Source organism: Selenihalanaerobacter shriftii, from assembly GCF_900167185.1.
Lineage (GTDB): Bacteria > Bacillota > Halanaerobiia > Halobacteroidales > Acetohalobiaceae > Selenihalanaerobacter > Selenihalanaerobacter shriftii.
In genome coordinates this window covers 1-12,796 of sequence record NZ_FUWM01000039.1, presented here as the reverse complement: position 1 = coordinate 12,796, position 12,796 = coordinate 1, and the positions used below count along the sequence as shown (strand labels likewise).

Sequence of the window (12,796 nt, the reverse complement as noted above, 5' to 3'; positions counted from 1 at the left end):
TAATCATATTATAAATAAAATAGCCCATTATCCCAATAATAATAATTGCTAAAATTAATAACATTGAATTATTAGAATTCGATTCATTACTAACAGGCTGTTGACTAGCAATTGTGTCTGTATTTTGATTATTAGTTCTAGTAATAGATGGTCCAGTGTTAGAACGATCATATTTAACTGTTATGTTGACATTTTCTCCTTCATTTAAATTCACTAATTGATAAAAATGGTTTTTAAGTCCATAGCCATCAGTCTGCACTCTAGCTTCATTTAAATTAGCTGAATAATTGCTAGCATTTAAAGGTTCAGTAACTTTAAAGTTAAAGTTTTTAATATTATAAGTTGTTTCATAATCAAAATTAATTACCCTACTATTATCAGTAATCTCTAATGGGTTATAATAATATTCTAAATAGGCATGATATTCTTCCCCAGGTTGTAATTTTCCTGTTTTCCAAATAATTAACTTTTGATCTCCCTTAAGTTTTACATCATATAATTGACAATTATGATCACCAGCATCTGTAATCTCACATACATTCTCAATCTTAGCCCCTTTAGGCACTAAGAATTTAACGGTACCTGAATATACTTCAGTAGAAGTATTCTTTAAATAAGCATCATAAATAGTAAACATATCTGAACTATTATACTCTGGTTTTAATTCTACTTCCATTTTACTGGCATTTAATTTCCCCTGTGCTTGAGCTGTCACACCAAAACTCAACATTATCACGACTAATGCCAAAATTACTATAGTATTCTTTTGGTTATTTTGCATTTTGTACCCCCTCGTAATCATTAGCATGTGCTTCATTTCACTTGCGAAGTATTGTTTAATTTCCTAATCATACTCTTTAAAGTTTTCGCTACATCTTTTTAAATACTCACCTCCAATTACTATAATTTATTTAACCTTCTACTATAATTCCAGAATATGTATGTGTTTCTTATAAAATATATTAAATATCGATTTCATTATATAAATGAAATATGAAAGACTTGTGAAATAAATATGAATTATTTGTGAACTAAATCACTCTAAATTACTAATATTTTACTTATATGTAAAATAAACCAGGATAATCCTGAGTTATTTTATCACTACTTAAAGTTTTAAATTAAAAAGAATGCTGCCACAGTTGTTACTATAAGTCCAATAATAATTGGTATTAAATTTCTTCTTGCCAATTCAAGTACTTCCACCTACTAAAGCCGTAGCATTAAGATTTTTCTTAACTTGACTTGAAGTCCCAGTAAAATCAATAGTAGCATTTCTTTTTTGTTGATCAATAGATATATTAACTTTTACCTCTTCACCGGAATCAAATTTACAACTGAATTTACCTTCCTCTAATGAAGCAACTACCTGTCTAACTGCTTCTTCAGCATTATCTTGAACATATTGCATATATGCGGTAACAATCTTTAAACTGTAAACTTGAATTACTTTTTTAAGTTCAGCTAATCCTTCCTACTGCTTCCGGTTTAATTTTAGTCCTCGATTTTGGCTTATGTTTTTGCTCTTTTGGAATATCCATTTGCTTAATAACTTCAACTGAAATAGATTCTAAAATAATATCTTTATCATCATAAATAAATCCATATAATTGTTTATGTTCTTTTTCAAAACTACTTTTAATCACCTTAGTTAATTCCTTTTCAACTGCCTGTTGTTTAATCACCCGTATATCAGCCAGTCCCATTCCATAAGCCGATAAAACCCCGGCATAAGGATGAATTAATACCTTTTCAATACCTAAATTTTCAGCAATCTGACAAGCATGCTGCCCTCCTGCTCCTCCAAAACAACACAAAGTATAATTAGTTATATCATATCCTCTTTGTAAAGAAATCTCTTTAATAGCATTAGCCATATTCTCAACTGCTATATCTAAAAATCCTGCTGCTACTTCTTCAGACTTTCGATTTCCTTCACTTTTATTATTTATATCATTAATTAGTTCATCAAATTTTCTCTTAATCTGTTCATAATCTAGAGGTTGATCTCCATCTTCTCCAAATACTGAAGGGAAAAATTGAGATTGAAACCTGCCTAACATAACATTACAGTCAGTTACAGTTAACGGGCCTCCTTTTCTATAAGAAGCTGGTCCAGGATCAGCACCTGCTGACTTAGGACCAACACGATATCTAGACTTATCAAAGTTTAAAACAGAACCTCCACCGGCAGCAATAGTATGAATAGATAAGATTGGAGTTCTTAATCTCACACCGGCAATCTCTGTTTCAAAATCTTTTTCATATTCACCATTATAATGAGCTACATCTGTTGACGTTCCTCCCATATCAAAAGTAATAACTTTATCAAAGCCGGCTTGTTTACATACTTGAACCGCTCCTACAATTCCTCCAGCAGGGCCTGATGGAATACTATCCTTACCTCTAAAATTATCAGCATCTATTAAACCACCATTTGATTGCATGAATAATAATTTATTTTTATACTCCTTAATATCTACTGCCTTATCATTTTCCTTATTAGTTAATTCTTTAATAAATCTATTAGTATAGTACTTTAAAATAGGTGATAGATAAGCATCAGCTACTGTTGTATCTCCTCGACTAATAAATTTCATTAAAGGACTTACTTGATGCGAAAGCGATATATGATTAAAACCAATCTCCTCTGCTATTTTGGCAATCTCTTTTTCATGCTTTGGATACTTATAGCTATGCATTAAAACGATTGCACAACTTCTAATACCTGCATCATAAGCAGCTTGAAGCTGACTTGATAACTTATTATGACTATCGTTTTGTGAAAAAGAAGTTATTTCTGTCCCATCTGCCATCAAGCGTTCTTCAACTTCTATAACTCTTTCATAAAGCATTTCCGGCAATCTAATGTGACGTGCAAAAATATCAAGTCGATCTTGATACCCTATTTTTAAAGCATCTTTATTACATCAATCTCATTCATTGTAATTTTATCATCATAATCTAACCCCATAATATCTTTCATCTCTTGCACAGGAGCATCTACATATCTACCAACATTTTCTGATAATAATTTATGTGCCTTAACTTCTCCATTTGGATTTCTAGCAACAATATCAGTAAAAGTACCACCTCTATCTATCCAAAATTGCCAATTATCTACTTCCACATCTATCCCACCTTCATATTCATATACTCTTTTATCTTTAATTTTATAATTAATACTATACCTTTTTTCAACTTTTTATAAAGAAAAAATTAAAATATGAAGTATAATTAACCTTTAAAATAGAAAAAACCCAGGATTATCCTGGGTTTTTGATAATTATTTATTCAAATTCCATATTAACTATTTCTTCAATCTTAGCTTCTAACTGTTCTGCTGCTTCAATAATATTGTTAACATCTAATTTTAATTCTTGAGCTGTCTCTTTATCCTTTAAAGATTCTGCATTAATCAATACGTTATAACTACCACCTTTTATGGCTACCATTGCTGTTAAAGCAGCTACACCAGCATCAGAAATAGCATTTTTATTACCTCTTTCTACTACTTTGCGAGTAATCTTTAATAACCTTAACCCTAATTTCATTGTTTCTAAAGGAACAAAACTAGCATTCTTTAACGCTTCTTGGATTGCATCATTTCGTTCCTGTTTTTCCTCTTTTGTGTCCTTAGACATCTTAAAAGCATCCATCACCTTGTCAAAGCTAACTGCATCTTCATCGATTAAATTTAACCCCTTAGTTCTTAGCTCTTTTAATTCTTCAGCATATTCATCTAAAGAATCATCCTTTGTTAATGCAACAACCATTGAAGCCAAACTAGCACTTAATGCTCCATTTAATCCAGCAATACTACCTCCACCTGGTGTTGGAGAATCACTGGCCAATTTTTTACTAAATTCATCTACTGTATACTTTGCAAAATCCATATTATAACCTCCTAAAGCTAATTACTAATTTATAGTACACACTTTTTTAATAACCAAATGCTATATCCCGAAGGAAAAGCGCAACCTCTGGAAATAACATAATTGTAATAGAACTTAATACTAACATAATTATAAACGGCGGTGTTGATTTTATCACTTCAAAATAAGGCCGTCTAAATATCGCAATTGCAGTAAAAATATCACAACCAAACGGTGGAGTAGCTGAACCAATGGCAGCTTGTAAAGTTACTATAACCCCTAATAATACTGGATCAATACCCGCTTGCATTGCTACAGGATATAAAACCGGAGTCATTACAAGAATTACTACGATATTATCAACAAACATACAACCTACAAAATATGCCAAAGTAATAATAGAAAGCACTTTGAATGTTGATGGATCTGTTCCTAATATTATTGGAAGAATTTTATTAGGGATTCTTGTGAAAGTTATCATCCAGGAAAAAGATGCTCCTACCCCAATCAAAATGAAGACTACTGCAGTTATTACCCCTGTATCTAAAGCTATTTCTGGAATATCACTGAACTTTAAGGATTTGAAAATAAATATTTCAAGAATTATAGCGTATAAGATAGAGACTCCAGCTGCTTCATTAGGACTAAATAAGCCGGAATATATTCCTCCTACAATTAAAATAGGAAATCCAAAACATAGTAAAGCTTTTTTAGTAGACTTTATTTTTTGAGCTTTAGTCGCTTTAGGTAGTACAGGAATATCATAATATTTTGAATAAAAGTAATTAAATAAAGAAAATAAAGTGAAGATCAGTATCCCAGGACCAATACCAGCAATAAATAACTCACCTACTGAAGTACCGGTAACAACCCCATAAACGATCATTCCTATACTCGGTGGTATAAGTAAAGCAATATCACTGGAATTTATAATTAAACCCATTGCAAAAGAACTATTATACCCTGCTTTCAAGAGTCTAGGTAACATTGGTCCACCAATAGCAACAACTGTTGCTTGGGTAGAACCAGAAATTGCACCAAATAAGGTACAGGTAGCTGAAGTCGTAATAGCTAACCCTCCCCGAATATGTCCAACAAAGTCAGTCACAAAATCTAATAATCTATCAGATGTCTCACCTTTGGTCATTATCCCAGCTGCAAAAATAAACATTGGAATAGCTATTAAAGACATCAGTCTCACATTACTAATCATTTGTTGAATTAAAACCTTCATTCCCATTCCAGGAAAATATTTGGCTAAAACAGCAATTGGAGCAGCAATTAACGGTACTAACATTGGAAATCCTAGAACAAGCAAACTGATCATAATTGCAACCATCATTAAAACCATTAAAAATTCACTCCCCTTTCTTCCCTTCTTACATGATTTTCTAATTAATTATCTGTTGGAGGTAAATCTACATCAAAGTCTTTATAATCAGACTTTTCTTCATAAGATAACCATGCTTCATCGCCTTTGATATTCTTAATAAAAGTTAATATATACTGAACTCCTCCTAAGAATAAACCTATAGGTGCCCAAATTATAATTAAATAAAATGGAACCATTAAAGTAGGAGTAACTCTACCAAAATGTTTGGTCTCGAGCACATATAATCCTGCATGATATGCTAAGTAAAATAATATTAATGATGTTACTAGTGATACAATTATCATCATAATTCGTTGAGCTGTTTCATTCATTAAATCATAAAAAGCTGACATCCTAATATGTCTACCAACTCTAATAGCATAACTAATTCCCATAAAAGTCAGAATTACTAATATGAATTGTGATATTTCTTCAGTAAAAGTCCAACTGTAATTAAAAGCTCTTCTACTTATAACATTACCTACAGTCAGTGCTGCTAAGGCAATAATACCATAAGTGAGGATGAATTTTTCAAAACTTCTTATTAGATTATTTATTTTGAAAAATAAATTGCTAGGTTTCAATAATATCCCCCTCTTCTGAATAAAGTTATATCTCTAAACAAATTAAATTACATAAAATATAAGTGCATTTGCTAAATTTCTAACTATATTGATAATAGAGGTACTTTAACAATGGATTAATCTAATGAAATTTAGCAAATGCATCTTCATATTATACCTTAATTAAGGTATAAATTTAATTAAATTGTTTTTTAGCCTTCTTAATATCTTGGTCTAATAAGTTTAAGAAAGTTTTACCATCTTCACCAACCATATCAATATAAGTCTCTTTTACCGGCTTTGCTAGCTTTCTAAATTTAGCCTTTTCTTCTTTAGTAAGACTAATGATCTTAATTTCAGGCTTTTCCTTACGAATTTTTTTCTCCATCTCTTTATTAAATTTACTTCTCCATTGAGTACTATATGGGTACAATTCACTAACTGATTCTCTAACAATCTTTTGAATATCTTTAGGTAAAGAGTTAAAGAATTTCGGATTACTAATTAAAGTTAAAATAAATGGATTACTATGAGCCTTAACTAAATACTTTTGAACTTCGTAAAACTTCATATTTGCGATACAAGAGATTGGATTAACCTGTCCATCTATCATATCTAACTGTAAAGAACTATATACTTCAGAATATGGAGTTGTAGTTGGGTTAGCTCCATAAGCCTTATAGTCATCTAATAATAGCCTTGAAGTCATAGTTCTCATCTTAAAGCCTTCAAAATCTTTTGGACTTCTAAGCGGCTTATTTGCAGTCCAAATTTGCCAACCTGAATTTAAAGTTGCTAATGGTTCAAGCCCTTTATCTCTAAACTTACCATATAACATTTCAACAGCTTCACCATTTTCCAATACGTCATTAACTAACTTTTCATTTTTAGGAAAAAGGTAATGTAATAAAAATCCCTGAGCTTCAGGAACAAGCGTGCCAACATGGCCTGTAGACGCGAAATTAAACTGAATTGTTCCTTGTCGAACAAGTTCAACTAAGTCCTTACTGTTTCCAAGCTGACCAGCAGGATATACTTGTAACTTAATTCTACCATTTGATTTCTCTGCTAATATTCTCTTAAATTCATTAGCTACAGAATCCATAAATCCACCTGGCTGTTCCTCATGAGCAAACTTCCATTCATATGTTACTTCCTTTTGTACTTCCTCAACTTCACCTTGTGTCTCTTTAGCCTTTTCCTGCGTAGAACAACCTCCCATAATACTACCTACTAATAAGACTACAATCCCCAATAAAACAATTAACTTCTTATTCATTTTTTCCCCTCCCTTTTTAGATGAAAATTTAAAATTCATTATAAAACTATCATTAATTACTTTTATAACCCAATTAAATTATTCTCTAATATTTGACTTCTATCAAAATCTTCTAGCTGCAAGTACTTCTCTAAAGAATTTACTAATGCTTCTTGAGGTACTACTCCAACTAATTCACTAGCTACTACTGAAACACCATATCTAGCTGCCTCATTCTTAATTAATTCAAAAGTTCTATAAAGTGGTGTCAAGTCATAATCAAACATATTCATTGATACAGCAACTTGGTTTCTTTCTGAGAATTTTAAACCTACAGCTCTAACAGTAGTAAAACCTCCACTTGGTCCGCGAACTATTTTAGCAATAGACTTAGCAATCTCTAAATCATCAGTTCCTAAAATTACATTATAAGCAACTAATGGTCTCTCTCCAGCACTAACAATTACAGCACCTGCTGAAGGATGTAATGCTCCAGGTCCAATATCTGGTGCTCTTTCAGGAGTATGAGCAACTTCTTTTAAGCCTTCATACTGTCCCTTGCGAATAAAAGATAACTTTTCTCGCTCAGGTGTTCTAGCATTTTCACCTGAAAAATAAACTGGAACTTCACATTGGTCATAAACTGCTTGACCAATCTCTTCTGCTATCTCTCTACATTCTTCAGTAGTAATGTCCTTTAATGGGAAAATAGGAATAGTGTCCTGAGCACCAATTCTAGGATGATCGCCTGACTGTTCTTCCATATCTATTAACTCAATAGATTTTGCAGTCATATCTAAAAGTGCTTTTTTTAATGGTTCTGGGCGTCCAATAAGTTCAATTACTGTTCTGTTAAAATCTGCATCAGGAAAATAACCTACTAATTTTACCCCTTCTACATCTCTTAATTGATCAACTACCGCTTCGATTACCTCTTCTCTTTTACCTTCACTGAAATTAGGTACTGCATGAATAAACTTGTCTGACATTATTCCCCACTCCTCTTTAATAATATTTTAGTAATATGTAACAAACCTAACTCATTCACATTAATAAAGTTTTGAAATGTGAACTTTAAAAATAAAAGTCGAAAAAAAATCGTATAATTTAATAATATTTTGAAAATTAATAATATTAATAAATTTAAAAGTGTATTATCACTTCAAAATCTGTATTATTAAATTATTATAGTATAATTATATCACTGTTTACATTTTATGTCTTTATGGATCGCAGACAAAAATATGTTGTAGTAATCTGTCTATCAGTGACAAATGGGTAACTGAATTACTATTGTGTAACTTTCTTCTTTGAAGCAAGTATTGAAATAAATTCAAATCCTAAATTAGCTGCCATAAAAGCTGTCATATCTGTTGGATCATATTGTGGAGCAACTTCAACAATATCACAACCAACAAAATTCAATTCTTTAAGTGCACGAATAATCTTTAATGTTTCAGCCGATGTGAAACCGCCCACTTCAGGAGTTCCTGTCCCAGGAGCATAAGCAGGATCAATAAAATCAATATCAAAAGTTAAAAATACTTTTCTATCTCCCACTCTATTTCTAATTTCTTCTATTGTAGTATCAATACCTATTTCTCTAACTTCATGGGCAGGTATAAGCCTAAATCCTAATTCTTTTTCAGCAATTTTATGTTCATCTGGATCATATAATGAACCTCTCATTCCAATTTGAATCGTATGAGCAGGATCAATCAGTCCTTCTTCTACTGCCCGCCGGAATGGAGTTCCATGATTATACTTTTGTCCAAATACCTCATCATTTATATCAGCATGTGAATCAAGATGTACCATTGCAACTGGTCCATGTTGCTTAGCTATAGCTCTTAAGTTTGGAAGTGAAATTGAATGATCTCCACCAAATATTATAGGAATTATTCCATTACTAATTATTTCTCCTAATTCTTCTTCAATTTTTTTAAAAGTTGGTTCAATGTAACCAGGGATAATATTAACATCTCCATAATCTGCACCATTTAAATTTTCTAAAACATTTACCTCTAAATGCACATTATTTGGTTTAATAAGCGCCGACATATTTCTAATAGCACTTGGTCCAAATCTTGAACCTGTCCTAAATGAACTAGCAGTATCAAAAGGTACTCCAACAACAGCAAAATCTAAGTCTTCTGTCATTTCCAATTTAGGCAAACGCATAAATGTACCTGTATTACAAAATCTCGGTGAATTTAAAGCACTTGCCGGTTGATTATTTTGTTTATTCTCCACATTATCTACCTCCTAGATATCTTTTATTTAATTGAAATAATTAGTCAAAAAGCTGATCATTTATTAAAACTAATTATTATTTAATCTTAATAATTTTAATGAAAAAGCAATATTAAACTTCTGTTCTGGATCTTGTAAGTCAACCTCTAATATTTCACCAATTCTTTTAATTCTATATTTAACAGTATTATAATGAATATAAAGTTCATTGGCAGTCTTTTTTATACTCCAGTCATTGTGAACTAATTTCTCTAAAGTGTCCAATAAATTAGCATTATTTTCATTATCATACTTAATCAAGTCCCCTAAACACGAAATATAAAATTCCTGAACAGAAGCAACATCAGAAACTTTTTCTAATATTTTATAAACCCCTAGATTATCATAAAATATAATTTTATCCTTCTTAAAATTCCTACTTATTTTTATGGCATTTTGTGCCTCAACATAGCTTTCATGAATATCCATTATTGATTGCTTATAGCTACCAACTCCTATACTTACTTTAAATTCAGTGTCATCTTCAATAATATTTTGTATTTTATGAGTAGCTTTTTTTATAACTTTCATAAACTCTTTCTCACCACAGTCTTGAACAAGAAAGACGATATTATCGCTAAAAGTAGTATAAACAGCTTTAAAAAATGTGTTCTTAATAATCCTGTCAGCTTTAAAGAAAATATTATGTCTTACATTTTCTAATGTTTGATTAAGTTTTTGAGAATTTTCCAAATATTTTTCATTAAAATTATTAATCTCAATAATTATAGTAACTAATCCATCATTAAATTCCCAATCATATAAATTAGCTCTTTTTTTGACTTCTTCTACTTCTTTAATATTATTAAAAATCAAGTCATGTATAAAAAGATCTCTATATTTAGCTTCTATTTGATGATTAGATATCTTCTTTTGAATATTCAATTTTAATACCGTCATTGCATGTTCTAAAGAAATTTCTTCATATGACTTCTCATTAATCTCATTATCTGCTCTATTATATTCATCTGATAAAATTAAATATCCATAAATATCATTATCTATTTTTATAGAATAATGTTCATATTTAGCTAAAATTTCATCTAAAGAAAGTGATTTTACATTCCTTTTAAACTTATCTGACGATGATTTAATATAATTTTTATCAAAATAAAAATCGTGAAAAAGAATATCTCTATTAATAAGCTCTAATAAAGTATCAAGAATTTGTTCAATTTCTCCACCGTCAATTACTAACTGTGTAAAAGATTTATGAATTTTTTCAGAAATGGATAATTTTTTTGCCTGTTTATTTATAACTTCTGATAATAAAGGATTAATGATTTCTGAAAATAAATAGCGAAATGGTACAAATATTATTGGAAAATTTAATTGATTTGCTATTTCTAAAACTTCATTAGGTAATTCATCTATAAACCTTTTAAGTTTAATACATAAAGCAGCAGCTCCAGATTCTTCTAATTTTATAATTAAATTTTTCATTGCCATAGGATCATCTTTCATAACATATGCCGTAGTAATAATAACTTCTCCACCTATTATCCAATCATAAACATCTGGGGCATCCATTACATCAGCAGCTTTAATCGATCTATCTAATCCATCCTCTCCTGCAATTACTTCAAAATCATTAAAACATTCAAGTTGGAGCATATCACTAACTGTAAAGGCCATTTATTTCCTCCTTTTATAGTATAATCTTATTAAAATCTAGAATATCAAACTTACCTTAGCACTTACATATAAACATATCTATACAGAAAATAGCAAATTATAATAGAAAATTACTCCATGCAATGATATTAGACATACAACTACTAAAATCCTTTAATTTTAAATAAAGAAAACCCAGGAATCATCCTGGGTTTATTATAGAGAATATATCAATTTTAGGATATACGCTTAGAAGTAATTAAAATATCACGTAAAGAATCTAATTGATTTAAAACCTTACAAGTACCATGAACAACACAATTAAGTGGGTCTTCAGCTAAATAGACCGGTATTCCTGTCTCCTTACTTAATAATTGTCCTAAACCAGTCAATAATGAACCTCCTCCTGCCATAATAATTCCTTTATCTATAATATCAGATGATAGCTCTGGTGGAGTCTGCTCTAAGGTTTCTTTCACTGAACTAATTATACCGTTAACTGGTTCAATTAATGCTTCTTTTACTTCAACAGCACTAAGCTGAATTGTCTTTGGTAAACCACTTACTAAATCTCTTCCTCTTATATCTAATCTATCCTTTACATCTGCTTCATAAACTGTCCCGATATCCATCTTTATAGATTCAGCAGTTCTTTCTCCAGTCATTAATCTATATTTATCCTTAATATAATTTACAATAGCTTCATCCATTTCATCACCAGCAACCTTAATTGATTGTTTATTAACTATACCTCCTAAAGAAATAACCGCTACTTCAGTAGTACCTCCTCCAATATCTACTATCATATTTCCTGTTGGTTTATCAATTGGTAAACCTGCACCAATAGCTGCAGCCATAGGTTCCTCAATTAAATAAGCCTCTCTAGCCCCTGCTTGTAAAGCCGCTTCTATCACTGCCCTCTTCTCGACCTCAGTAACTCCAGAAGGAATACAAACAATTATTCTTGGCCTTATTAGCCTTTTTCTTTTATGAACTTTATTTATAAAATACTTTAACATCTTTTCTGTAACTTCAAAATTAGCAATAACTCCATCTTTCATTGGTCTAATAGCAATAATATTTCCTGGTGTACGCCCAATCATCCTTTTGGCATCTTCACCAACTTTCAAAACTTCTTTATTATCTTTTCTAATGGCAACTACCGACGGTTCTGAAACCAATACCCCTTTTCCTCCACTGCAGACTAATGTATTAGCAGTACCTAAATCAATTCCTATGTCTTTTGAAAATGGTGCTGTTAAAAAACTCATTACCATTATGGTTACTCCTTTCTCCGTATTCATTTAAGAAATCTACTACAATTACTATCAACTTCTATCTCAATTATGTAAATAGTAGATAATATTGATATCATTATAACTACAATATAACGTATGCTTATTAATTTATATATTATTAATTACACTAATTATACTATTACTACACAAATATGTAATTTCCTTCACAAAGTAGCTATTTTTTAAATATAATGATAACCTAAATTGCAATATTAAATTGAACTAATCTCAAACTGTAATAATTTGGTATTTTAGTCATATAGAATTTCTCTTAGTTGATCCTCAAAAGATTCATCAGGGGTTAGGTATCCTAATATTTTTCTTGGCAAAGTGTTACACCAATTTTGAATTCTACCAATGGCTTCAATGGAGAATTCACTTATACTTCTACCTTTAGGTATAAAACGTCTTATGAGACCATTATGACGTTCATTGGTACCTCTTTCCCATGATGAATATGGATGTGTAAAATATACTTTTGTATCAACTAGTTTTTCTATAGCACCTAGCTCTGAAAATTCAGA

Annotated in this window: 11 protein-coding genes and 1 pseudogene; all 12 read right to left on the bottom strand. The window is 30.6% G+C overall.

Annotated elements, in window-relative coordinates; genetic code table 11:
- Window positions 1-781: hypothetical protein (locus B5D41_RS13595; RefSeq protein WP_143555735.1), on the bottom strand; the 781-nt coding region annotated here is incomplete at its 3' end.
- A 411-nt stretch (window positions 782-1,192) separates the two neighbouring features.
- Window positions 1,193-1,411: a hydantoinase B/oxoprolinase family protein gene (locus B5D41_RS13590; protein WP_234983967.1), complete on the bottom strand. Its 219-nt coding sequence runs from the start codon at window positions 1,409-1,411 to the stop codon at window positions 1,193-1,195.
- Window positions 1,412-1,646: 235 nt separating this feature from the next.
- Window positions 1,647-3,136 (bottom strand): annotated as a pseudogene (locus B5D41_RS13585) (hydantoinase/oxoprolinase family protein); the annotation flags it as partial.
- A 154-nt stretch (window positions 3,137-3,290) separates the two neighbouring features.
- Window positions 3,291-3,896 (bottom strand): cyclodeaminase/cyclohydrolase family protein, encoded by a 606-nt coding sequence (locus tag B5D41_RS13580; protein ID WP_078811174.1) that lies wholly within the window; start codon window positions 3,894-3,896, stop codon window positions 3,291-3,293.
- A gap of 46 nt (window positions 3,897-3,942) precedes the next feature.
- Window positions 3,943-5,226 (bottom strand): TRAP transporter large permease, encoded by a 1,284-nt coding sequence (locus B5D41_RS13575; protein WP_078811173.1) that lies wholly within the window; start codon window positions 5,224-5,226, stop codon window positions 3,943-3,945.
- A 44-nt stretch (window positions 5,227-5,270) separates the two neighbouring features.
- Window positions 5,271-5,831: a TRAP transporter small permease gene (locus tag B5D41_RS13570; protein ID WP_159442970.1), complete on the bottom strand. Its 561-nt coding sequence runs from the start codon at window positions 5,829-5,831 to the stop codon at window positions 5,271-5,273.
- A 175-nt stretch (window positions 5,832-6,006) separates the two neighbouring features.
- On the bottom strand, window positions 6,007-7,089 hold the full coding sequence (locus B5D41_RS13565) for a DctP family TRAP transporter solute-binding subunit (protein ID WP_159442969.1): 1,083 nt from the start codon (window positions 7,087-7,089) through the stop codon (window positions 6,007-6,009).
- 62 nt (window positions 7,090-7,151) lie between these two features.
- The gene (gene ftcD / locus B5D41_RS13560) at window positions 7,152-8,057 is read right to left on the bottom strand and encodes a glutamate formimidoyltransferase (protein WP_078811170.1); all 906 of its coding nucleotides are present in this window, start codon (window positions 8,055-8,057) and stop codon (window positions 7,152-7,154) included.
- Between the two features lie 301 nt (window positions 8,058-8,358).
- A complete protein-coding gene (gene speB, locus B5D41_RS13555; RefSeq protein ID WP_078811169.1) occupies window positions 8,359-9,321 on the bottom strand; it encodes an agmatinase in 963 nt (320 codons plus the stop codon).
- Window positions 9,322-9,390: 69 nt separating this feature from the next.
- Window positions 9,391-10,995 (bottom strand): PucR family transcriptional regulator, encoded by a 1,605-nt coding sequence (locus tag B5D41_RS13550; protein ID WP_078811168.1) that lies wholly within the window; start codon window positions 10,993-10,995, stop codon window positions 9,391-9,393.
- 215 nt (window positions 10,996-11,210) lie between these two features.
- Window positions 11,211-12,251 carry a rod shape-determining protein gene (locus B5D41_RS13545; protein WP_078811167.1) on the bottom strand — a complete coding sequence of 347 codons (1,041 nt, stop codon included), beginning with the start codon at window positions 12,249-12,251 and terminating at the stop codon, window positions 11,211-11,213.
- A gap of 272 nt (window positions 12,252-12,523) precedes the next feature.
- Window positions 12,524-12,796 (bottom strand): IS30 family transposase (locus tag B5D41_RS13540; RefSeq protein ID WP_143555734.1); only part of this gene is annotated, 273 nt, incomplete at its 5' end.